At 56.2% G+C, this 24,416-nt stretch carries 17 protein-coding genes; 7 read left to right on the plus strand and 10 right to left on the minus strand.

Annotated features, from left to right (window positions below; genetic code table 11):
• The first annotated feature begins 4 nt into the window (after nucleotides 1-4).
• Nucleotides 5-1,036, plus strand: a complete 1,032-nt coding sequence (locus VLL26_RS08060) for a septum formation family protein (protein WP_342318587.1) — start codon at nucleotides 5-7, stop codon at nucleotides 1,034-1,036.
• Nucleotides 1,036-1,383, plus strand: coding sequence for a metallopeptidase family protein (locus VLL26_RS08065; RefSeq protein WP_342320183.1), 348 nt, complete (start codon nucleotides 1,036-1,038; stop codon nucleotides 1,381-1,383). Before VLL26_RS08060 ends, VLL26_RS08065 begins: the two co-directional genes overlap by 1 nt.
• Here the strand turns inward: VLL26_RS08065 and VLL26_RS08070 are convergent.
• Together VLL26_RS08070 and pheA are read right to left on the minus strand one after the other, a co-directional pair.
• A complete protein-coding gene (locus VLL26_RS08070) occupies nucleotides 1,380-1,982 on the minus strand; it encodes a histidine phosphatase family protein (RefSeq protein WP_342318588.1) in 603 nt (200 codons plus the stop codon). The genes VLL26_RS08065 and VLL26_RS08070 overlap by 4 nt on opposite strands.
• Nucleotides 1,983-2,882 (minus strand): prephenate dehydratase, encoded by a 900-nt coding sequence (pheA, locus tag VLL26_RS08075; RefSeq protein ID WP_342318589.1) that lies wholly within the window; start codon nucleotides 2,880-2,882, stop codon nucleotides 1,983-1,985. It abuts the gene before it with no gap.
• A 16-nt stretch (nucleotides 2,883-2,898) separates the two neighbouring features.
• Between pheA and VLL26_RS08080 the strand changes: the two genes are divergently transcribed.
• From VLL26_RS08080 to VLL26_RS08100, 5 genes are all read left to right on the plus strand, one after another.
• Nucleotides 2,899-3,606, plus strand: a complete 708-nt coding sequence (locus VLL26_RS08080; protein WP_342318590.1) for a CPBP family intramembrane glutamic endopeptidase — start codon at nucleotides 2,899-2,901, stop codon at nucleotides 3,604-3,606.
• A 36-nt stretch (nucleotides 3,607-3,642) separates the two neighbouring features.
• Nucleotides 3,643-4,809, plus strand: coding sequence for an LCP family protein (locus VLL26_RS08085; protein WP_342318591.1), 1,167 nt, complete (start codon nucleotides 3,643-3,645; stop codon nucleotides 4,807-4,809).
• Nucleotides 4,810-4,932: 123 nt separating this feature from the next.
• On the plus strand, nucleotides 4,933-6,891 hold the full coding sequence (locus VLL26_RS08090) for a hypothetical protein (protein ID WP_342318592.1): 1,959 nt from the start codon (nucleotides 4,933-4,935) through the stop codon (nucleotides 6,889-6,891).
• 75 nt (nucleotides 6,892-6,966) lie between these two features.
• Nucleotides 6,967-7,578 (plus strand): nucleotide exchange factor GrpE, encoded by a 612-nt coding sequence (gene grpE, locus VLL26_RS08095; protein WP_342320184.1) that lies wholly within the window; start codon nucleotides 6,967-6,969, stop codon nucleotides 7,576-7,578.
• A 26-nt stretch (nucleotides 7,579-7,604) separates the two neighbouring features.
• Nucleotides 7,605-9,215 (plus strand): Hsp70 family protein, encoded by a 1,611-nt coding sequence (locus VLL26_RS08100; RefSeq protein WP_342318593.1) that lies wholly within the window; start codon nucleotides 7,605-7,607, stop codon nucleotides 9,213-9,215.
• Between the two features lie 17 nt (nucleotides 9,216-9,232).
• Here the strand turns inward: VLL26_RS08100 and VLL26_RS08105 are convergent, their stop codons facing one another.
• The 8 genes from VLL26_RS08105 to VLL26_RS08140 are packed head-to-tail and all read right to left on the minus strand — an operon-like array spanning nucleotide 9,233 to nucleotide 24,403.
• Complete coding sequence (locus tag VLL26_RS08105) at nucleotides 9,233-9,463, minus strand: hypothetical protein (protein ID WP_342318594.1); 231 nt, start codon at nucleotides 9,461-9,463, stop codon at nucleotides 9,233-9,235.
• Between the two features lie 27 nt (nucleotides 9,464-9,490).
• Entirely contained in the window at nucleotides 9,491-10,555 is a 1,065-nt protein-coding gene (locus tag VLL26_RS08110; protein ID WP_342318595.1) for a TRAFAC clade GTPase domain-containing protein, read from the minus strand.
• 3 nt (nucleotides 10,556-10,558) lie between these two features.
• Nucleotides 10,559-11,536, minus strand: coding sequence for a hypothetical protein (locus tag VLL26_RS08115; RefSeq protein WP_342318596.1), 978 nt, complete (start codon nucleotides 11,534-11,536; stop codon nucleotides 10,559-10,561).
• A 13-nt stretch (nucleotides 11,537-11,549) separates the two neighbouring features.
• Nucleotides 11,550-13,259, minus strand: coding sequence for a hypothetical protein (locus VLL26_RS08120; protein WP_342318597.1), 1,710 nt, complete (start codon nucleotides 13,257-13,259; stop codon nucleotides 11,550-11,552).
• A 7-nt stretch (nucleotides 13,260-13,266) separates the two neighbouring features.
• On the minus strand, nucleotides 13,267-15,450 hold the full coding sequence (locus VLL26_RS08125; protein WP_342318598.1) for a hypothetical protein: 2,184 nt from the start codon (nucleotides 15,448-15,450) through the stop codon (nucleotides 13,267-13,269).
• The gene (locus VLL26_RS08130; RefSeq protein WP_342318599.1) at nucleotides 15,451-18,078 is read right to left on the minus strand and encodes a hypothetical protein; all 2,628 of its coding nucleotides are present in this window, start codon (nucleotides 18,076-18,078) and stop codon (nucleotides 15,451-15,453) included. It abuts the gene before it with no gap.
• Nucleotides 18,079-18,105: 27 nt separating this feature from the next.
• Nucleotides 18,106-21,798 carry a tubulin-like doman-containing protein gene (locus VLL26_RS08135; RefSeq protein ID WP_342318600.1) on the minus strand — a complete coding sequence of 1,231 codons (3,693 nt, stop codon included), beginning with the start codon at nucleotides 21,796-21,798 and terminating at the stop codon, nucleotides 18,106-18,108.
• Between the two features lie 28 nt (nucleotides 21,799-21,826).
• Nucleotides 21,827-24,403: a vWA domain-containing protein gene (locus VLL26_RS08140; protein ID WP_342318601.1), complete on the minus strand. Its 2,577-nt coding sequence runs from the start codon at nucleotides 24,401-24,403 to the stop codon at nucleotides 21,827-21,829.
• Nucleotides 24,404-24,416 lie beyond the last annotated feature (13 nt).

Here is a 24,416-nt window from a genome sequence, read left to right on the forward strand (position 1 = left end):
GTCCATGGCTTCCACATCAACCGGCACACGCGCTGCGCTCATCGCCCTGCTCGCGGGGTCTGTGGGCGTTGCGACGTACACGGCTGTGTCTGACTCCCCCGCTTTTTTCGGCAACGGCGGGAACGGTTCAGCGGCGACGGCACCCGCCACCCCCGGTGGAGATGGCTCCTCCAACGGTGTGCAACCCGTAGCCCCATTCACCACTGCCGACGCTGGTTCCTGTTTGACCTGGCAGGTGGGCCCGGATGGGGCACTGTCCGGCTTCGAGCAGACGGCTTGTGAAAACGAGCACCGCTTCGAGGTGTCCACACGCGAGGATTTGGGCACCTTCCCTTCCTCGGAATTCGGACCCGATGCGCAGCCGCCGAACCAGACCAGGCAGGCCCAGCTACGGGAGGAACTGTGCGGTTCGGCCACCTTGCGCTATATGAACGGGGTACTCGACCCGAACGGGCGCTATTCCGTGGCCTCCATTCTTCCGCCCGCGGATGCTTGGGCGCGCGGCGACCGCACCATGCTGTGCGGTCTGCAAGTCACCGACGCTTCCGGGGCTCCGACTTTGACCACGGGCGCGGCCGCTACCCAGGATCAGGCGCGCACCATGGCGGTCGGTGAGTGCGCTGCTGTCGATTCTGCCAACTCCATCACGGTGGTTGATTGCGCGGATCCGCACCAGCTGGAGTTTACCAAGAAGGTTAGCTTAAATGAGGTCTTTCCAGGCCGCACGCCCAGCGTCGAGGAGCAGGATATGCACCTGGGTGATGTGTGTACCGCGGCCGCCCACGACTATCTCGGCGGGGAGGAAAACCTCTACCAGCTTTCCTTGCAGCCTTTTTGGACGGCTCTTTCCGCAGCTAGTTGGGAGGGGGGTTCGCGCAGCGTGAACTGTGCGTTGGTTTTTTCTAACGACGGCTCTTTCGCCACCTTAACCGGCTCAGCCACCGAGGGCCGCGGGGGCTTGCTTATCGACGGCAACCCGCCGCCCGAGCGTCCCGAGCGTCTCCCGTTGCGGGAGGATCTGGAACCGGCGCCGTGATTGCGCCTGTCAGCGACGCTGAGTTTGAGGGCATGATCAACGACGCCCTCGATCAGATCCCGGAGTTTTTCGCACGCGCGATGACCAACCTTGTTGTGCTTGCCCGCGACTTCAACGAGGACAATCCCGAGCTGCTCGGACTTTTCGAGGGAGTGCCTTTAACCGAGCAGCACTCCAACCATTCGGGCTACCTGCCGGACGCGGTATTTATTTACAAAAACGCATTTGAGGCCTTCTGCTCCTCGGTGGAGGAAATGCGCGAGGAGGTCAAGGTCACGGTCTTTCACGAGGTGGGCCACTATTTCGGTTTCGATGAGGACGAGCTGCACGCCTTGGGGTGGGGCTAGCGCAGCGGGTAGCGCGCCCACTTCTCCACCTGCCAAGACCCAAATTCGCCGACGGGGTTGAGCACCACGTAAGAGCAATTGGGCAAGTAGGAGGCTTCTGCAAACCCTGGGTCGACTGTCGAGGCGTTGGCTGCAAACGCTCGAATTGCCCCTCCGTGGCTGACCACCACGGTCGTTTTTTCCGGGTCGACCCAGGGATTTAGTCCCGCCTTATAGCGGGTGAGGAAAGCGCTGAGGGAGTCGCCGTTTTCAATGTGCGAGGCAAGGTCGCGGCGGTAGAAGCCACGAAAGGCCCTCAGGTATGCCTCGTGGGCCTCACGGCTATTCATCATCTCCCAGCGGCCCGCGTTTACTTCCTGCAGGCCGGGCACCGCGGGAATGTCAGCGAACGCGGCACCAAAGCCGATCTCACCCGTTTGGCGGGCGCGCAGCGCTTCGGAGGTAATCACACGGTCGACGTCGTAGTCGTTGAGGATCTCGCGTCCGACTTCACGCGCCTGTTCGCGACCGAACTCGGTAAGTTCAGCGCCGGGCAAAAGAGTGTCCAGCTTGTGGTCGAGGTTGGAATAGGTCTGGCCGTGACGCAGCAAAATCAGCATCTACATCCCTTTCTTTGCACGCTCAAGCCATTGCCACGCTTCACGGAGTCGGCGCTGGTCAACCTGGCTTTCCTCGCCATGGGCGCGAGGCCACGAGCCGAGGAAAACCAGCTGCGAGGTCCGCATGTAAACTGCCCGCAGCGCCTCGGCCAGCGGCACGTCGTCGATGTGTCCTACTAGGTCGACGTGGAAGTCGTAAGTATTGGGCACCTTCCGGGTCGGGCGTGATTCGATCCGGCTCATGTCCACCCCACGGTAGGCAAATTCCTGGAGAACGCCGACGAGCGTACCCGGCTCGTTGGGGGTTTGAAAGACGATAGAGGTGCGGTCGTTGCCGGTGCGCGCGGTGGGCACGCCTTTCGGCCCGACCAGCAAAAAGCGGGTGCGGGCAGTCTCCAGGTCGGCCACCCCATCGGCGTGGACGTAGAGCCCGAACAGTTCCGCGGCGCGGCGCGGCGCGGCAGCCGCGTCGGCTTCGCCCTCTGCAACCATCCGCGCGCCTGCCGCGTTCGAGGCGGCGGGCAGCAACGTCGCGTTCGGCATGTTCTCGGCGAGCCAGTTTTTGACCTGCTGGTAAGCAACGGGGTGGGTGGCTACTGTGGCGGCGCTGCCGAGCGTGTCTCCTGGTCGGGTCATAATGGCAAAGGAGATATCGAGTTCAGTCTCGCCGTAGATCTGCACCCCAGGGGCCTCGACCAGCGCATCGGAGGTGGAGGTCACCGTGCCGTCGACGGAGCTTTCGATCGCGGCGACGGCGTAGTCCGCGTCGCCTGCACGTACCGCATTAAGCGCCGCAGCGGGCGAATCGACGGGCAGCGGCTGAGCATCTTCAATGCCGAATTGTATGAGCGCCTGCTCGGTAAACGTTCCGGCTGGGCCCAGGTAGCTGATGCGAGTCATGGCTTAAAGTTATCGCATGCCCACTCGCCGGATGCTGCGCATCGAAATCCTCATTGTTCTCGCGGTGACCTTTGGCACCTCCGGTGTGCGCGCCGCCCTGCGGCTGGTCGACTCACTGCTTTCACCGCAGGCCCTAAACGAACAAAGCGTGACGCTTAACGACGCCCACTCCACCCTGTCCTGGCTCGACCTCGCCCTCCAAGCCACCTCAGCCCTGACCCTCATCGCTTGGGGCGCGCTCGCCTTGTATTTGCTTGGCCAAAGCCTGCCCCGCCCACATCTGGGAGACTGGTGGCACGGTGCCATTTTGGCCGCGGTTATCGGTATTCCAGGTCTTGTACTCTACATCGCCGCGCTGCACTTCGGGTGGACCAAGGAGATCGTTGTAACCACCGAGGCCGCACGCCTACCAACTCTTGTGCTGTGGTCGGCAGCCAACGCTTTTGCCGAGGAAATCGTGGTGGTGATGTGGCTATGCACCCGTTTGCGCCAGCTTGGCTATTCACCGGCGAAATTCATCGCTGCCTCGGCGGTACTACGCGGCACCTACCACCTGTATCAAGGCGTTTCCGCCGGATTCGGCAACATCGTCATGGGGGTGGTGTACGCAACCTACTTCCACAAAACCGGCAAAGTATGGCCGCTGGTTCTGGGGCACTTCCTCATTGACGCCACCGCCTACCTTGGCTACCACTTCCTTGACGTGAGCTGGCTCAAGCTATAACACCCGTTTTCAGCCGGGTGGTTTAGGCTGATCCCCATGCCAAATACCCCACACTCGAACGACCCTCGGGACAACCTCGAGGATTACGTACTGGGCAAAGACGGCACCCCCATCGTCGACCGCTACGGCCGGCCAGTGCGCCGCCGCGGGACACACGTGCAACGCGAAACGCTACGGCCCGCGCCACAACCCGCGCGGCCACGACAGCAGTACACCCCGCGCCGTACACCTCCACGACAGCAGTACCCGCAACCGAGGATGCGGGTGTCGAAGCGCCGCCAACCGCCGCCTCCCCCGCCGCGCAGGAGGCGTCGAAAAGCGCCCGGCTGCACCGCAATCTTCAGCCTTGTCCTTGCACTCGTTGTCACGATGGTCCTCGTCGTCGACATGCGCCTGAACCGCATTGACGCGCTAGCTGACACCCACATCGCAAACACGGCCGGAACCAATTGGCTGCTCGTCGGCTCCGACTCACGCGAAGGAATGACACAGGAAGACGTCGACAGACTCGGCACCGGCGGCGACATCGGCAGCACCCGCACCGACACCGTCATGCTTTTGCACCTGCCGCGCACCGGCACACCAACCCTGGTGTCCATCCCCCGCGACTCCTATGTCAACATCCCAGGCTACGGCCTCGACAAAATCAACGCCGCCTTTTCCTACGGCGGCCCGAAACTGCTAGCGCTAACCGTCGAGCAATCCACCGGCCTGCGCATCGACCGCTACGCCGAAATCGGCATGGGAGGCCTCGCTGGCGTCGTCGACGCAGTCGGCGGGGTGGATATGTGCGTCACCGAAGCCATCGACGACCCCCTAGCCAACCTCAACATCCAACCCGGCTGCCAAAAACTCGACGGGCCCACCGCACTAGGCTACGTGCGCACCCGCGCCACCGCCCAAGGTGACCTCGACCGCGTCGTGCGCCAACGTGAGTTCCTCAGCGCGCTGATGAACACCATCGTCTCCCCCGGCGTCCTTCTCAACCCGCTTCGCCTCGTGCCGCTGGTGCTGACACTGCCCAGGATGTTCACCGTCAACACCAGCGACCACGTGTGGAACCTTGCCCGCATCGCCATCGCCATGCGCGGCGGCCTCAACACCGAAACAGTGCCTTTAGGAGGGTTCATGGACACAGAAGTAGGCAGCGTCATCTTGTGGGACGACGCTGCCGCAGAAGCTCTGTTTAGCTCGCTGCGCTAAGTGTGTGGACATGTCAGGCTTCGCAGCTGAGAAGCCCAATTCAGTCGTCAATGACCGTGTGTCTCGTCGGTATGCAATGATATGTAATCTGAAATAACTTCCGACGTGATTCGAGGGGCGCAGGTGTCAAATTCTGTTGAATCTTTCAATTCCAAAGAGCTCAACGCATACCTGAGCTCTTCTAGCCACGGCGGCAACTGGGGCCAAGTCTCCGAGGCGCTCGAGAAGCGGAATGACCAGCAGATCAAAGATGCCCTAATAAAAGCCCAGCTTCACGAATTGTTTCAGCTTCAAGGCAATACCACCGATGCCACAGCCCTTGAATCGCGAACTGCGGAGGTGAAAAACGCCGTCTCCAAACAGCTAACCAAGGGACGCTGGTCGGCTGTCGCAAAGGCGGTTTTGAAAGGCCTATCCACCCTCGAAACGGCTGATCCCAAATACCGTCCCTCGAGCCCCAGTTTCTGGTTTTGGTACTTCCCGCAGCTTAGCGCGCTGGAAGAACAGTCAGTGGCCTCCACCGTGCAGGAAATCTACGAACACTACAGCAGGATTGGCGCTGTGGATCACGAAGATCTCATGCAGCGACTAGAAGGCACGGGCCTTAGCGCCGCAAGTAAGCAAAAGGTTCTAAATTCTCTACAGCCCGAAAAAGTAAGGCTCGTGGCCACTTTGCAGCCTCAGCTCATGCGACGTATTGAAGCCACAAGCGTCTCAAATGTTGTTGAGCTGATTCGCCCGCAAGCATGGGTTGACAATCCGCATTTAAAGTATTCCGCCTACGAAGCAGCCCCCGAAGGCGCACCCCCAGTCGCGGTTTCGGAGCTGCAAGCCGCACGAGCCTTCTTCGACGCCCGCCAAAAGCAGCCCGAAAAGGAAGCGGTTTCACTCATTGAAAGCAGTGTCGCAACCGATAAAGAACTTCGAGACCTAGTCCTCGCATTTCACATTGTTAAGGTGCGAGAGGCCCGACACACCTCTTTCCCAGGGCGAATCATCGATGAATTCCAGGCTGCGGGCCTTAAAACCAGTGAAGGGGACCGCTTGCGCGGAACGGGCGGGATGCTCTCAGCAGTAGAATCTGCGGAACAGAAGCGAAATCGCATCGCAGACAAACTCGCCTTTGAGCTCAATTTGATCACAAAGTTGAAAAACGAAGGTCGAGTTTTTGCAGCCAAAGAACGTTTCGACCAGCTTGATCTCTACGAGCTCCAATCATCACAAGTGGCAATGAACCTTCACCATGAGTTGGAGCAACGCTGCAATGCGGCCAACATATGTCGCTCCGAAGCCAACGGTGCTTTACACGCGAAAAACTTCATCGGGTGGGTCAACAAGACTAACCAGGGGCTAGAGTTCGCTGCCGACATGCAGCAACTGCAAGACTGGAAACAGATGTTCCCAATCTACGCCAACAAACAGGAAACTATGGACAGTGCCATGCAGCGAATCCAATTCGTTCAGCTTCCTATACCTCAACAGCAAGACAGCGCGACTAGGTCGCGCGCAGGCTTCATCAAAAAAATCGTCGTCCCGTTGACCATCCTCGATTTAATCGTCAAGCTCCCTTCCCCTACGCACTCACTGCCCGGAGCTTTGACCATGGCCCTCCTGCTGCTCCCTCTGGTGTTCCTAGCCTATGATTTCGCAGGCAAGCATCGCATCAAAACCGGAAAAACCAAATTGCCTGTGGTGGTCGGAATAATCGGCACGGCTTTCCTGTGGGGAAATGGCCTATTTTTCGCTGGTCTGGCGGGAATCGGGTTCTCCTTGTTCTATTCTCGCCTCATCGCCTCCACCATTCATTCCAAGAAGATTGAAGCATGGAACGCGTTTATCTGGAAGATTCGCGAAAACACGATGAATTTCGGGCTGTTGAACGAAACCGCAGGAGTCTACCGAATCCGCCAAGACGACGTGCCCGAACGCATTTTTCCTGCAATTTTGCACAATGAGGTTTCACCAGACTCCGTGGCCGCCGTTCCAGGAGATTTGCTGCTTGTCGATGGAAACGGGGGCACCATCGAACGGTTAGAGTCCCAAAATCGACCTGCGAATAACGAGCTTCCCCCGCTCAATTAATGCACCATTTCCAAGGCCTAGAGTTAAGAAAGGTAGACAGTAACTATGCCCTCTCATGGTTGGGATAAGGAAAGAATGCGCGGTCAACCTGAGCACACGCAATCATCTGAATCCCAAGATCAACAGTGCGCAGAATTGTCCGCTGAAGTTACACAACACCTTTCCCATATCCGTGAAGGTGTCGAACACCTCGTTTCAGAATCTGTTCCGCGGGCGTTGCTGCGGAATCTGGATGAGAATCTCGAGAAAATTCAAAAGCGCCTCGACGAACAAAGCCAGCGAAACCGTTACCTCCAAGAAGAGCTCCAAGAGGCGCGTCGCGACCAAGTAGCACTTCTGCTCAACCCTGGAATTAAAAAGCTCGTTTCCCTTCGCCGTTCGCTAATCGACGGCTCCGTGCGGGACTACACTCGTGCTGGGCAGATCAACCCCAACGAGGACTTTAACCTTGCGCTCGAGCAGCTTGACGAAGCAATCACCGCGTTTGGCTTTGAGCTCCTTCAAGCCGCACCCGGCACGTCCTTTGACAAGCGGTTCCACTACGCTGCAGGCACCACCCCCACGTCCGATCCGGAAGCGGACAAGACCATTGCCGAAGAAGTTGCACCCGGCTTCATCTACGCAAATTCCAAAAAGGCAGTCTCACCGGCTCGGGTTATTGTGCACAGGTACGATTCGAATCTGTAAGTGTTTCATTACAAAGGAGTTCATCGATGAGCGACGCGAACGGTTCTGACAAGGTTTTCGGCATTGATCTCGGCACAACCTATTCAGCCATCGCCCACGTCGATGAATTCGGTACGCCTCAAATCATCGAAAACGAGGACGGACAGCCAACCACTCCTTCAGTGGTTTATTTCGAAGACGACTCCACCTTCATCGTCGGACAGGAAGCGAAGAACGTACAAAAGCTGCACCCTGACGACACTGTCTCCCTGATCAAGCGTTCTATGGGCGAACGGCTGAACCTAGACTTCCACGGCAAAGTCTTTACCCCAGAATCTATCTCCGCACTCATTTTGCGCCACCTGGTAGAAACCGCCCAGGAGATCGAGGACGAAGAATCCAACGCTGTTGTGATTACAGTTCCCGCTTACTTCGGCACCGCCGAAAAACAAGCCACTTTGCATGCCGGAGAGATTGCAGGGCTAGACGTTCGTGGCATCATCGCAGAGCCGGTCGCCGCCGCACTTTCTGCGGGCTTCAAACCCGGCGAGAATACAACCATCTTTGTCTACGACCTGGGTGGCGGAACGATGGACTGCACTGTCATGGAACTTAACGACGACGGCGTCGAAGTGCTCGCTGTTGACGGCGACCGTCAGCTGGGAGGCGCTGATTGGGATAACGAACTTCTTGATCTCGTCGCAGCCAAATTCGTTCTTGAAACCGGAATCTCCGACGATCCTACTAACGACGATGCCTTTTACCAGGACCTACTCTCAAACGTTGAGCAGGCCAAGATCTCACTGTCGCGCCGCAAAAAGGTACACATTCGGTGCGAATACCAAAACCAGGCCCAAATGATCGAAGTCACCCGTGAAGAGTTCGAGGATCGCACCCGTGACAAAGTTGAGGAAACTCTCCGCGTGGTTGACCGCACCATTGAGAAAGCCAAGAAGGTACGGCCGGACCTCAACATCGAAAAATTCATTCTCGTGGGCGGCTCATCCAAGATGCCGATGATCCCCGCCGCTCTCCAGCAACGCTATGGATGGGAACTTACCCCCACCGAGTACGACCTAGCTGTTGCTAAAGGCGCAGCGCTTTATGGGCAAGGCAAGATGGACTACGCGAACCAAGTAGGTGAAGAAGAGTCCGGCGCTGTCGAAGGTGGTTTTATCACGGCTGCGGGGCCAAACGGAGCAAAGAAAACACGGACAATCACTAACGTGCTGCCGAAATCAGTGGGTGTGAAATTCTTCGACAATGAGCTGCAGAAGCACTATGTTTCGCACCTTCTCCACGCAAACGATCCCTTGCCTAAGGATGCTTCGACGGTAGCGTACACCCTGTCTGATGACACTACATCCCTGCGGTTTGAAATTTTTGAGCAGCTGGGCGAGGTTGAATCGCCAGATCTGGAGGCCAACAAGGAGATTTCGCCCGAGGGCGGCGCTTTGCTTGACAACCTGCCGAACCTTCCAAAGGGCTCCGTGGTGAACCTCATCATGAACGTAAACTCAGACGGCATTGTCACGCTACAAGGCCACGAGCCAACATCGAACCAGATCTTCGAACTCCAGGCTCAGGTGTCTGCGTTGAGCACGGATGAGGTCCAAGAAGCGCGCACCCTTGTTGGCGAAATGCAGCGCTGGGAGTAGCGTTAGCTAGCCACAAACTAACTAAGCATGTGGACCGCTTGGTCGACCCATGGCGCATAGTGCCACAGCACGATCGTCGCAGTAACGACTATTTCAACCGCCACCACCACACTAACGACAAAGGCCACGGTCATCCGCCGGTTACGTTTGGCACGTGCAGCACGCTCAACGCGGGCTTGTTCCTCGGCGGCAGCTTCCGCAGCGGTAATGGAACCGTTGGGGTTAGCAAAATTTGGTACAGAAGTCATGGGATTATTCTCCTTCAACTGCAAGCCCTACGCGAACAGACCAAGACTGTAGAATTGCGCCCGGAGCGGATCAAGTACCCGGAAGGGTGCGATGCCAATTTCGTCAATAGTGTCACCCGCTGGAGAAGCTCCCAACGAGGAGACGACGAAGCAGCGAAACTCGTGGCTAGAGTCTGTGGCCGCCGGCTGTCTCAGGACATTGAACATCTCTCGTGCTCCCAAACTCATTAGCATGGAGCGAGTTTCTTCGTGCACGAGTGCAGAATCAGCTGCAGAGTAGCCTTCGCTAGCTCCAGACCCGGCCCGCCGGAAAGCGGCGCCTTGGTTTTTCATCACAACGCTCCAGTTCACCCCGTCGCTAGAGCTGAGAGCTGAGGTGGAGGATAGTTTCAATTCAGAGATCTTCTGCATGATGTCAAACTTTGACAGTGTCAGGGCGATCGAAGGATGTGCATCTCCAATGGCGCGGACCACGTTTTTCAGCACATCCACCGGCTCCGCTTCTGAAACCGAATTAATGGAGACGGAACCAGCGAGCAAACTTCGAATCTCGGGGACTGCCAGCGGATCATATAAATAGATCACGCAATCGGCGTGCTTGAAAAACTCAAGGTGGTGTTTGTTGGCGTCAAAATTATCGGCTTCTAAGTCTTCTCCTGCAACATCACGGAAAACGACGAAGATGTTTTGTTCCTCGCCTGTTTCTAACTTATGCCGACCAAGGCGGAAAATCAGCGGCACCGATTGATATGCGCTCGGGCTATCAGCAGGACTGGTGGGGCTAAGAACTCGCTGCTCCCCGTTCTCATCGCCGAAAAGAACGACGCCATAGTTTTCATTATACGATTGACGCGTGCTTTCGTTGGCGGGTTCGAATACACCCCCATAGTTAATGCTCAAATGCTCAAGCAGCTTGACAACTAATGCAATATAAACGCTTTTTCCTGAAGTTCGAGCACCTGCCATAGCAAATGTAATGACCCCGGAATTCTGCCATCCCTCCGGAAGCGGTTTCTCTTTCGCGTAGGGAGAAACCGTCGCCGCTGGATCGATCTCCTTGAAGGTGTAGGGGCATCGGGTTGGGATCGCCATGACTCAGACTCCTTGGATTTCGTTCACAGAAGTGAGGGCACCGAACATCGCTCTACTGGCTTCGCGGATTATGTCACTTTCCTCATTGCACACACTGTTGACAAAAGCATCGCTAAATTCAGTTACGGTCACGTTGTCTCCTACAGGTGCGGTCAACGGCCGCGGACTAAGAACATGAACAGGACAGCTTAAGGAGAACAATTCACCGGGAAGGTCGTCACTGATGACAACCACCGCGTCTTTTTCCCTGATCCCATCTGAGCGAAATTCGGCGTCTGAACGGGTCCATCCAATTTCAGCGCAGCGCTTCGCCTCCTCTAATGCGGATGCGACATTTTCAGGCGTCGTGAGCGGCCGAGCAACTGAGCTCTTCGATGTCCCCACCAAGTCGACCTCAAATACCGAGTTGCCGCCAAGCACACCTCCTGCAAATGATGTAATGGCCTTGGACAAATCGCTGGTCAGTTGAGTGCTAAAACTTGCCGATTCGTCCACAATGACAAGGATCGAAAGTTTCTTACTCGTCTCAACAGTTTGAGACGGCGTCGACATTGTGCTGACCGTGCGTCTCGCTGCCGCAGCAGCCCGATCAAGGTTCTCTGGCCCTGAACGAAGGGGGACGGCAATATCAACTGTGCCACCCCTGCGAAACAGCGTGGCGATAGATGCACTCGTCTGTTCGCCAATGGAAAGCGAAGGGACCTCAATCCGCAAGCCCTCGCTGCTTACTTCAATCGAGGAATAAGCGACGGCCTCGGATCCGAAAGCGCTGCGATTCGCCGGTTTGATAATTAGCTCGGTATCCCCCGTAATTTGTTGAACGAGGATTCCGCTTCGCGGTGTGTACTTGCTCCGCGCCAGGGGAGTGGGCACAAGAGTAATAGCCTCACCCGTACTAATGGAGATCTCGACGCGAATACTCAGACCCTCGGCTTCAACAGAGTGGCGCTCGCCAGCGTCGAGCTTAATTGTTGTACTCATTTGCGATACCTTCCTATTGAGCGTCTTCTTCAGCCGCGGCTGGCCAAGTTCGTCCTCCCGCAAGCCTGCCGCGAGGATTAACGTCTATTCCAGGTCCTTGCTTAGAGTCGGATTCCACATTATCCAGCCACCCTTTAGCAACCGCTTGTACCGCAGGCTGGCTATTCGAGACGAGACTGCACACCCGCTGTACATTCGCTTCGCCATCTGGATCTAAAGTCTTACCCGAGCGTCTCCCAATGTCACGAAGCTGGCTGTACCGATCACCAACTACAAAATTGTCGCTAAGGTGCTGCATCCAAGCGAAAAGATCAAAGAGGCGGGTCTGATGGGGGTGATTCAACTGCAACCACACGTACTCGAGTGCATTTTGGACTTGCGTGTCAACCACCCCGCACTCAGCAAGAAGATCTCCGCACAGATCCTCGCGACTAAAAGGCTCAAGATCACGCAGTGGCCAGTCACCCGACCAGTATTCTCTGCTCCGCAGCTTAATGCCACTGCAAACGGTGCCAATCAAGAAGCTCGCCAACGCCGCTTTTCGACGAAGCTGCTCCCACTTCTCCACCATCGCTGGATGCTCAGGTTCCCACTCAACATCAAGAACGCTACTTAGGGCAAGGGAAGCTCGCCCATCGCGCGAAAACCAGTATTCGTCGAAAAGCTCCAGCTCCTCTGCATTTAAGGTCCCCTCCTGCAGCCATGCGTCAGCCAAAGACAGAACCTCAAGCGGATCCTTGGAACTGTTCAGTATGTTCTCGAATTCCTTCTTTTCTCGGATTGTTGGTGTCCCCTTGTAAACCGGTAATTCTTCACGCTCGTCTCCCAACCACTCGGGTGGGGCAGAAGCGAGACCAGTAAGCTCCGTACCGTCTTTGCCGGCAGCAATAGCAGCGGCGATGCACTGCGCCCACTCACACTTCGGCTCCGCCCACGTCGCTGAATCCGCCGGGTTAACCACCCGGGTGCGTACACTTCCCGAAAGGGCTGAGAGGTCCTGCAGCGGAATCGCGAAGACTGTCGGCATAGTCGGATTCGCGGCTTCCACATCAGATGCGCGGGAGAAGGTCGAAAACTGCAATAACTGCGCGGCGACGTCTCTCGGAAGGGTCGACGACAAAGCGGTAATCCAGACGGCCGCTTCATCTGTAGATACAGTCGCAATCACCGCTGAGGCTGCTGCAGATTCCGACAGAAGGTTCATCAAAGCGTAAAGCGCCCCAATGCGATCCTCATCTAGGCCGCGTACTTCAATCCACGCGGCAAATATATCGCCGATTTCACTCGCCCTCGGTTCACCAACGCTTTGGTCAAGACGCGCCTTATTCACCGCCCGGTGACCAAAAGGCTCAATAAGATCTCGCGAACGATACCACTGGATCGGATAGCTCTGCGCCGGGCCCGCTGGCTCGTGATCGATGACGATGTGATTAAAGACATTGCCCGGCCGCCGAGTAGCGTCCTTACCAACAGGCAGCGCCTGCACAAACACACCTTTTCCCCCATCGATATGGTATTCGCACCTGCGGGGCAGTCTGGCGATTTCCTCGCTGGAGGCGAAATCATCCACAGGTGCGTCGACGCTGACTGCGGTGAAGGCGTACGCGCGGGCTAACTCGTCATCGCCGGTCCGGGTGTGGAGGCGCTCACCGATTTGCCAACCGCCCCCAGATGCATTGAGAAACGAGGAGTACGTTAAGTGGGACCACCGCATGTCGCTCATCTCTCACTCACCTCCCGAAAAGCTTTCCAAAGATGCCTTTCCTTTGCTTCGAGTCCTCATCAAGGATCGGCTGAGGGTACGGCTGTTGCGATTCCTGAGGGGGCGGTTCGTAACTCGGCTCTGGTTGATTGAACGCTGCAAGTGAAAGTTTCCATGGCTCCGGGTCGATCAACGCCTTCGGGATAGCTTCCGAAACATCCCCAGATGTCTCGACTAGGAAAAGGCGGAGAAAATCCTTCCCGAACTCAAAGTTCCCCCACAAACTTTGATCAATCAACCAGCGTTCTTCCTCTGTGTAGGAAACAGGGTTGAGATACCCGGTTGCTTTGTCCTGGCCTACCTGGATCGTCGGAATCTTTTCTCCGTCGTTAGGTTCTAAAGGAATCCGCCCTTTTTGATGCACCAACACAAAGTAGTGGGATGGATCGTGCACCGGCTGGTCTGCCGTAACTGTCAGGACAAGTTCCTGCATTGGCTGAACAGCAGGGTTTGCAGGGTTAACTAAGCTCTCCAATCTAAAGTCGTATCGGTACTTCTCCAAACCTGGATAGTTAATGATCTTTGGGGAGCCCGAGATTTCTTTTCCAGCGTAAATCCGAGTGGGATACACAGCAATCGAGAGAGCTTGAGCGCTGTCTAAGTCCAGGCTCAACCCGCCCCGAGCACGGTAATTTTGATGCGAGATCACGTCATTAGGACGAAGACCCACCGCGCTGGTTTCATGGGGACCTCCTGGCGGACCGACGTAAACTTGGACAAACGAGGCTTCCCGTGGCCATCCGAAACTCAAGGCCTGTTCCTCTACACGTTCGACAAGCCTGGCTTTTCCAATCTCTCCAACTCGAGGTACCGGGTGCGTTTTGCCAATGCGCGCGTGCTCGCCAACGACATTCACAATGGTTATATGAACCGTGTACCAAAACTCGGGCAGGATGACCAGCGTTTCCGTCCTCTCCTCCACATCTAGGTGATTAACCCAGTCATTGTTGTCTAGCCCATAATTCGCCAGCAATTTCGTTTCTAGAGAATCTTTGTCTTGCGCCCCTGGATCTAGCTCGTGTTCAGTCCGATAAATCCGTACGATGCCGGACTCCGGTCTCTCCCAGCGAACCCGTAGAGTCCTATCGTCGATCTCCTCAATCGAGAAATCTAACTGAGAAAGCTTCGCACCAACTTCAACTGTTTGCTCATTGGATAGGCGCGAACCAATGCGCTCTCCACCCACCTGGACGAAGCGTTTCGCGGCGATCCGATAAGTGTGACCGCGCAACGGAGGCTCAAAGCGAAAACCCGTGATGTATCTTTGGTCATCGTTGAGAACATTCGCTGACGTGTCTAAACGCTCTCCAACGGCAGTGGTGTAATAAACCTGAACCATATCCGTGCCGGGAAGCTCCGGCCACTGGGCGCTGATATAGGAATCAAGGTAATCGAGCTTAGGTAACTCCACCGGAGCAACATAGGTGGCGCGGCCAACGAATCTAGGTTGAGAGATGAGCGCCTCCGATTCGTTTTCGCCGGAGTTCATCCACACCTCGTAGTGACGCGCCGCAGTTTTCAACACTCGCTCGTCTTCAGCCTCCCTCGCGGAAGTCGCCACATGCATGGTTGCTTCTTCGAGGCGCGGAGTCTCATCTTGATCACTGCTGAAGACGCGGAAAATCTGCGCACCTTTCAACTGAGATCGAAGAGTCCACGACAACGCAATCCCATTGTCTGTCTCCCGTAGCCGAACATGCCCCAAAGGAAGCTCAGAATCATCAAGCGAGAACTCATCAATCGGTGCGAAATCCTCGAACCCATAGCTCCCCAGCCCGTGCTGCTGGCTCCTCCTCGCTTTCGTATTCATCCCCTCAACGGGAGGTGGAGTCTTCGGTGTTTGATGTCCCTGCCGCGACTCGGAACGCGGCTTCGGAGAAGCCTCAAATGCTTCAGGTTTAGAGGAAGGGTCAAAAAAGTCTGGAGACAAATCCTTACCACTGTTGATTGACCCCGACTCGGCCAGGCTGCGAAGTCGGCGGAGGACGGGCGCCCAGTACTGGAGCGCTTTATAGTCACTGCTGCTGTCTAAATCCGAGTTCGAAGCGTAACGAGCTAGTTCCTGGGGCGTGGGAATCACGGTGTCCGGAGCCTGCTTGCGCGCCTGAGTGCTCCAGTCGTAGAAAATCCGAAAGAGATCCTTCTTATCCATCTAAAATCCCTCTCCAAAAAACCTGTCAACGTCTGGCGTTGGATCTGCAGCGTCTGGCTGGAGCTGTGGACGATTCGTTCGCGTGAAAGCGAAATCATCTGCAGTCGCACCAGTCGGTCCTACATGTACCGTGATCGACCCACCTCCAAGGCCCTTGCCCTCTAGACCAGTCGCTTCCAGAAGGTGGCTGTCCTCGACAACGTGAAGCTGCTTATTAGTATCGGCCTTCGACAAAATTTCCTGGTGGAAGAATCCGCCCTCTCGGATCTGACTTACCGGCTGAATCTGTTGGCGTTGTTCATCGTCCGACATAATCTGCCTGACGATTTCTTGCCAAACCTTCTCGCTTCGGTCTTGCGCCATGAACTCGGGCGAAGAAACGAACCGAGCTAAAATGTCCAAGTGCCCACGAGCATCTTTGCCTTCGCCAGCAAATACATTGTTGTAATCAATGTGGACAGGTTTAGAGGCGTGGTTTTTTAACTGTTCTGTCGCCTCACGCAATCGCGTCTCAATCTGTCGCTGCATCCAGCCGTCTTTGTAAACATCCTTGCTGTATTTCTTGGACAGCTCCTCCGTCGTCTCATCTGAGGGATCGATCTCCGCGAAGCGAATCGACTTTGGCAGCTGATTCGTGGGATTTCGCCTATGGCTTTCTCTATGAGAAAGGGTGCCAAAGGGGCGTTCAAGCAACGCTCCATACAGCATGGAAACAGATAGGAATTGCTGGTACCCAACTTCAATCCGGTCGAGAGCTGCCTCTGCTGCCTCAAGGTTCGCCTGTGCAGTGCGGATCTGCGAATCCAACTTGAAACGCTCCTCCTCGACCTGAATCCCTGAAAGCGACTCAGCGAGCGTTTGAACCAAGTAGGTAATCACCCACAAAGCGAACCACGCGCCAAACATCCACCATCTAGTCCGCGAAGGAGCACCGCTTAGATTCTCCACCCACAACCAACCAGTCTCACGGTAGGCGCCAAATCCCCAGGCAAGAGAAACAATCAACAGCGACCAAAACAAAACCCATCCAAACCACCGCATGGAGTTGTACAAGGCATTATTCTTTTGCTCTCGCATTTTCATAGCTCGGAGACGTTCAAGCTCCGCCTGAGAATCCGCCCGGCGCTGTTCCTGTTCTTGCCGCAGCCCCTCAAGTCCAGCTCCCACCTGGCTCGCAAAAGAGGCATCATATCTGTTGCGCCAACGACCAAACGCATGCTTCACCGAGAGTACGTCTTGATGCGTCGAGGTCTGGTCAAGACTAGCCTCGAACTCTTTAGCCGCACGGACGTCGTAAGGGGCGAAGTCGGTGTCAGACAATCTCACGCGATTTTGCTCAGACAAAGACGCCCCGAAGTATTCCTGCGGACCGGGAATTACATCCGAGGGTGAATTCACAATACCGACATCATTGCGCCGTTTCCCCTGCAACGTGCCGTTATAAACGTATAGTTCATCGCTTCCGCTGATGCGGTACGGGGAGGCGTCGATAAGCGTGCAAGCGATTCCCCTGTAATGCTGCCACAGAGGTGCTAACTCCCGAGCCATTGTCTCCGAGGTGTACGCGCTTCCACGGTCGACCTCACGATTTACCTCCGCGTAGTGCGTGACACGCCCGACCGTCGTCGTCGAGTCATACCCGTAAACAGTTGATTGAATTGTTGCGTCCAGCGATTCACCTGCGGAATACTTCATGGCATCTAAAACCGTCAACGGGTGAACGAGGATATTCTTTCCCCATCGCTTAAACACTCTGAGAGATGCCTGCCCGGAGGTTTCATTACGGGTTTCAGTAACACGCGCTTCAGCTTCCGTGGAAAGGAGCGTCTCTCGGGCGTAATCCTGAATGAAATGTTCCGACGCTTCCTTAGCCAGGCTTCCCTTTTCGTGCTCCGTTGCGACGGTAACGAACTGTTTAGTATCTTTGTCCCGAACCGTAGGGACCGGGACAGGGTCGGTGCGAAAAATCCGTTCCCTGAGCGCCTTTTCGAAAGCAGCGCTGGAAATGACCGTGGTATATGCCCGGACAAGGCGAGCCCGCGGATTCGATTCCCACTTGGCCACAGGCGCCTCCTCAAATCCGTCCCACAGCCCGGTAATGCTGGCCACTGAAGTTGCAGCCCACACCCAGAAGGACAGCCCTCCCGATTCCTGAGGCGGATCGTAAAAAATAGTGGTGGCGTCGCCCGGAGAGGCCGCATCCTCAGGAGCAACCATGAGGTTTCGGTAGCCATCGAAGGTTGGTAACTCTCCGTCAAAAGCCTCTCCGACCGTAGCGAACAGCAAATTGTTCGAGTGCTCGCTAAGTTCAGCATTTGCGTTAATTAACGCCGTGCGAACCTTGTTCGCTTGCGCCGGACTCAGAAGGCTATCCGGACCAAAAACATTAAGGAGAGTGAGAGCAGTTCGGGAACCGTTACGCAGCCCCATCGCCTGTTCAAGTCGCTGAGTGCGTGCACTGCGCCCCGGGGAAACCACAACTACTTGGTTCATTCCCGATTCGAGTGCGTCCAAATCGATCCAGACGAATTCTCGGAGAAAATTCAACGCAGCCAAGTCTTCAAGACACTGCCGTATCATGCGGGCGAGCTGGCCGCGGCCTGCGATGACGGGAAAGTCTGTGGCCATTTATAACTTCTCCTTCTACTCTGCCCGCTAGAACCCGGAACCGAACAGATCGTCGATTTCGGCCTCGGTTTGAGCGGCCTGCTTACTCGAAACTTGCGAAGCCTCGTAGAGACCACCGGAGTCCTGAGCTTCCTCGATCGGAGGGCCAGCCTTTAGTGCCTCGTCGAGCGCCTTCATAATGTCCTCACAGGCCTGATGCACATCCAATGAAATATCGATGAGAAGCGGCACCTTCATTGCTGTCTCCCGATCAGCGATATCTGCCATAGTGCGCTTTGTGCTCGTCGGCGGGAAGTGCCCGGGAAGCTGCTTGGTGGAGACAAGCATGAGAGAGCGTTTGCTTTCTTCCTGCAGCCACTTCTTAGAAGCTTCGAGGCGATCCTGTGGTGTCACGGACGGATCCGTGCCAGGGATCATCAGCGGCAAAGCCATCTCTGCGCCGACTCGATCTCCATTGAACAGCCAAGCGCGGAGGATATCGTATCCCCGAGTCGCTGTAATAACGTCTTGAGGCTCGTCACGAGTATCCCAGTTACGGCGGAGAGCAAGATAGGGATCTAGCGAATGCAACTGCGGGGCCTCCGGCGCCTTCGCCCACGCCATGCTCACCGATTCTAGAATCGCTGGAAGCCAGTCGAACGAATAACGCATTTTGGCAGGAGGGGTGAGAAGTGGCATATCGAACTTCGCCCACTTTTGTTGCTTCGGGTCAAAGACGTGGATTGGATCGGTAGCCTCCGCGCGATCTTTCTCACCTGGGAAAATGGTTGACCCAACAAGTCTGCCGACATACCAACCACGTATCATGGCCAAGCGCTCCGATTTAGACATAGGAATTGACGCGCCAATCGGGCGGGCGCGTCGCATCTGCCAGAAACTCTGACGCGCGTTGTTCATTGTCAGTCGATCCCATTCCTTCGCTGCATCGGGGAGGATGGAATCGAAAACCACGGGGAGGTAGTTCGGGTACGCCCCATAAATATCAATAGCTCGCTGCTCACCCTCAGAAACCAAGCTTCCACTTAGCGGCTGAGCATCGCTGTAGTCAGCGTTGGGGTAATTTCGCTCAATGTGGATGAGTCGGTCTGCCAGCGGTTTGTCTCCTAAAAACGGAATCGAGGAGAAGTTGAACTTATATTTCACGCCGGAAAGTGTGGGGTAGAGCTCCTTTAGCAAAGCCTCGTTGATTTGCGCCAGCGGCAACGACTTGGTCATGGCTTGCTCAAACTTCGCCGCGATGGTGGCACGGTGCGCCTCGCGTTCCTGCTCGGTTTGCGTCTCAAGCAGGAAGCTTTTCAGCGACTGGTTGATAAAACGCTCAAAGGAGTAGCCGTTGCGCTGAACATACCGGCGGGCGCGATCCAAGATCTGGCCGGATCGAATCTTGAGGGCCACTCGTCCACTCGTTTCGGGAACGAGCTCACCAGTATCAGGCACGAACGACAACACCTTCGGCAGCCACGGTTCGACGAGAACGAGAAGATCTTTCGGAGCCTTTTCCGAGTCGGATTCGTCGTTCCACTCGCCGTGGATGATTGCCTTCGTCGCTTTTTCAAGCGCGGCGGTGTAATCGAGATTGCCGCCTTCGTCGCTGTGCGTCGAGCCGATTACGTCGTGTTTGAAGCGTTCCGGGTACTCCTTCGGGCTCGTGACCATAACCTCATTAGCCGCGTTGCTGAAACGCGACGGAACCGTATCGGCGGTCTCCTCCTGGGGCCACAGACGGGGAACGTCTGTCTTCGTCTGAGCGACGCCAAGGTCAGGATCGTTGCTCTTGGAACGGTCATGGTTGAGCTCAGAGTAGGCGTCCTTGCAGTTGGACATGACGGTGGAGAGGAAATTTCGAGAAAAATCAGCAAGAACTTCGCTGATCAAGCGGCCCATTTTCACCAACGCGATGGTGAAAAGTTGCTTTTTTACATCGTCATAAAGTCTGTCTCGCTGATCATCACCATGCAACTTCGACTTGGAGGTTGCCAGGGCCCCATCCATGTCTTGAGGAATCACAAGAGTCGTGGCCACCGCATTCTGCGAAAGATGAGTGATGGGGTTTTCCAGCTTTCGACGGATGTCGGCTAAGAGCTCGGCGCCGTAGGCAATACCGAAATTGGCTATCTGCTCCGAAAGGACTTCAAGAACGCTGCGCTGGAGATCACCTGTCGCCCACGAGTGAACAAAACGATAAAGATCGCCGCTTCCCCCTTCAAGTCCCCCTAGGTCTGCCTGGATAAATTCATTGTTAAACGTGCTTACCAGCGTGCTGCGAGTTTCGGTGATCCAGTCCATCGCTCTACGCCCGTTAGGCGAGGGAATACGGTTTTCTTGCTGCATCTGACTCACACACTGCTGAGCCCAATCCCAGGCTTTTTGTCCGCCGATATTCTGAAGCCAAACATCAACGTCTCCCCGCCATTGGCCAATGGTGTTCGGATTCGGCAGCGGGAGGGCGTCGCCAAGCCTCCTCTGCACATAGAGCCACGTTTTGTCGAGGCGCTCCCGGAGCTGCTCATCATCGCTTAAGCCGGGATTGTTTGGGTCTTTGTATCCCTCGACGACACGCTTCACGGCGGAGTAAGCCAGTCGCTGGGCGGAGTATTCGGCGTAACGGTCGCGCCCCATTGCCAAACGAGCGTATCCAAAAGATCCCCAGGGGATCGCGTCCGCTTCTGCGTTGTCGGCGCCCCACCCGTAGTACTCCTTGTTGAATGGGGTGCTGCCGGGGTTACCGAGCTGGTACTGCACAAAGTTATTCATCATGCCGGTGTCGGTGGTCAGCGCCGCCAGGCCCCGGCCCAAAGCGCGATAAACCGTCGACGGATTCGCGTCATCTGAAATCGGCACGGCTTCGGTTCCAGCGGACATGCCGACTGGCATGACACGCGAAACCGGCATCGGAGTCAGGTTAGCGTTATAACCGAGCCCTTCGTACAGGAATCGGTCTGCCGCAGTACCTTGGCCGAGCTGGGCGGCGGCCAACTCGCCGAAAAGCGCGAGGGTGTTCGGGCTTGTGCCGATGAAGTCGTCAGCAGCGCCAGCCTTCTTGAAAATATCTGGGGTCACCATAAATAACGCGGAACGCCCCTGGAAATTTCCCAGGCCTAAGCCGCTCAGGAGGCGGCACACATCAAGCGCCATAGAGGCGCCAGCGCCACCAGCCATGGACGAGACAACGAATGTCACAGGGTCTGCAGCCTGCTCACCCTTCGGGCTTCCCTGCCCCATTTCTGAGCGGATCGCATCAAGTTCCGAAGCCGCCTCAGCGCTGTTGATGCGGTTCCGAGCTGCTTCCAGTTGATCTGCCACCTGACGAAGCTTGCTCAAGATGAGCATACGACCCACACCACGGTACTGACCGGCCCCCGCGTCCACGGGGACAGTGACATTTTCCGGATTCGGATACGCCCAAGTTGCAATGGCGCTCAAAGCTTCGTTGCGGCCAAGCTGCGACATCACACTCTTGTCGATGTGAGAAAAACCAGCGGAGGAGCCAGTCGAAATGTATCGCCCACCCGCGTTCGGCACGTTGGGAACTGCCTTTTCTTCCTCGGGCTGGGTAGGGACGTCAACAAGCACAAATTGCCATGCCGCCGGAAGGCGTCGCCCGTTTGCCTCGAACCACTCAGGAGCGTCTTCGGCGAGAGTGGTCTTGAGCTGGTCCATCATGAACGAAAGGGACTTCGCACCGGATCCGCCGCAGCCAACGGCAAGAATCTTATACATAGGTAGTTTCTCCTGTGCTGATTGATACTTAGTGTTGGGGAGGTGTGAAACGGTCGGGGGAAGGACTCCCCGACGGCGGCATGAACCGTGGCGGATCACTTTGCGGCGGCTTCTGGAACTGCTGCAGCCCAGAAGGCCCCTTGGCTATCTCGTCTTCGGTTCCACCCATGGACTCAAGATCTGCTATTCGAGATGGCACATTTCTCGCTATTTCCGCCATGAGATTGTCTTGCTCGGTTTGCTCAAAGGGAAGCCCCGGAAAGATGGTCAGTTCGTATTGGTTCGAGTTATGGGGGCTACGCGTGAGCGTCCAGGAATTACGAAGTTCAAGAGGCAACTTCGCGCGGTGTTTCCGATGCTCGCCGGATGGCCCAACGGATGGCCCGCGATCAGCGATAATCGAGGCCGGAACCAAGGGGTTCAGGCTTAGAGCATGCACCCGATATGTAGTGCCGGCGGCGGCGAACGCCCGCGCCGAGGGGTGGATCTGCCCCTGGTATGCCTCGCTCGAGGTATAGCTGAGCTTTGGCGCTCCATCGTAGGACACCCCCGCTCCCTCGCGTACCACCGTGCGCGTGATCGCACCAAATTTTGCGTCTGGGATCGTGTTGGTGAAGTAACGCACGAGATAAAGAATTCCGAGCGGAATGAGAAGTCCTAACAGCATCGCGAGGATCGTTGCCCCAACGAATGCCGCTTTATTTACAGGAATCGAGTAGGTCGCGTCAACAGCAGTGTTGATCTCGACAGGGACCTCCTGTTTGTCCACATCTGAGATGGTCACCGGAAATGAGCCATCGACAATGCCTTCAGCAAGTTCATCAACTGCAAACTGAATCTGCAGCGTCGCCTTCTCCCCTCTGTCGAGCACGAGAGCATTGTCCTCGGAGTCGTGAACGGAGGACACAGCGATTTGCCCATTGCTTTCAGGTGCATCCTCCGCACGCACCGTCGTGCCTGGCTTGATCCACACTCGCCCCGGGCCCGCGACTTCCAAGGCGACAGTTGCAGTTTCCTCAGTCGTCGAATACGAGACTGAGCTCGCAACGTGGGGCAAATTCTGCAATGAGACGGAAAGTTCGGTGGAGTTGGTAAACGGGCTGAGTGTCGTTCCGGGCTCACCCTTGGTCGTGATGGTTGTTACCGTTTCCAGGCGACCCGCTACAGGCAGATTAGTGATAGCCGTCGCCGGAATCGTGGCCGATCCGGAAGAAATATCAAGGTTTTCAGCGAGAACTTGCGGCTGACCGCCCTCGGGGTGGAAGGAGACATTGGTGATCGCCTCTCCATAGACGGCGCGTTGCTCACCAGAACCGTCACTCAGCTTCAAAGTGATGTCTTGTTCGTCAGTGACCGCCAAGCGCCCACCATCTGTTGAATCAGACCCCGAGACGGTGATTTTCAATCCAGGTTGAAGTTGGATAAGCGAAAAAACCTTCCCCTGCGACCTAGATTCGTCGTAGCCGCTGAACTGAACAGTCCATGGCCCCTCCCAAGAGGATCCCTGTCGCAGCGTCATGGTGACCTCCGCTGTAGCTGCCGGCGCGGAAGTCGATTGCCACGACACATCCGCTCCGCCCAAACCCTGCTCACCCGACTGTTTTAGCTCAAGCGTCTCGCCCGTAGGCGCAGTCAAGAGGACGAATGCGTCTGGGCCAAGATTGTCTTCCGCGACCACCGACATACGAAGCTTGGTAATGGAGTCATCGAGGACGACTCTCATCGCTTGATCTGCTGTTGTGTTCTGTTGAACGTCGTTGCCGGTTGACAGCGCACGGCGGAAGGATGCAAATAGGCCGCCAACGTTTTGCGCTTCAAAGAAGGCACCGTTGGGCTCGGCGGAGCCACAGTTTTCTCCGCCGCCTTCTGTTACGCCTCGTAACAGGGCAAAATTGCTGGGCACGTGTGGTGCCGAAAGGCCAATGCCCACGTTGGTAATTCCAGCACCACGGAGACGGTCTGTGACGCCCCGCGGGCGACACAGCTCATGTTTAACTTGATCAACCGGCTCCTGTGCCGGATTTGAGGTAAGTTCGCCGTCTGTAAAAGTCACAACCATGCGGCAAGGGTGTTCAGAACCGGAGCGGGTCAAGTCGTTGTAAGCACCAGTGAGCGCATTGGAGTAGTTGGTGTAGTCCTCCTCAGTCCGGTCGACGAATTTCGAAATTTCGTCCTTTGCATCTTTGGCTGTCGAAGCGTTGAGCGCAATCCAGTCGCCGTACGCATCCGGATGAGTCGCGTTTGACTTGTAGTCCTGACCGAAACCGACGATCTTGACATTGGATTTCAATCCCGTTGCTTCCTGTTGCGCGACAAGCTCGTCAATGAAGCGCTGTGCAGCATCGACACGATTGGCGTCGGGGTCTGCTCCGGGCTTTCCCCTGTTTGAAACTCCATCCTTCACCTCATAGGCGAGGCTGCCGGATTCATCCATGAGCAGCACCACATCAAGTACTTCTTGTTCGGCAATGCAGGCACCAAGTCGAGCGAGTCCGGGCTGGATGCCTTGCGCCTGGGAAACGCTAAATCCTAAGGCTCCGGAAGACACTGCTAAAGATAGCGTGGCGGCGAATGCGGTGACACGGAACATTGTGTTTAGTTTCATCTCTTGGATCCCC

Origin of the sequence: Corynebacterium sp. BD556 (assembly GCF_038452275.1) — a bacterium.
GTDB classification, from domain to species: domain Bacteria; phylum Actinomycetota; class Actinomycetes; order Mycobacteriales; family Mycobacteriaceae; genus Corynebacterium; species Corynebacterium mayonis.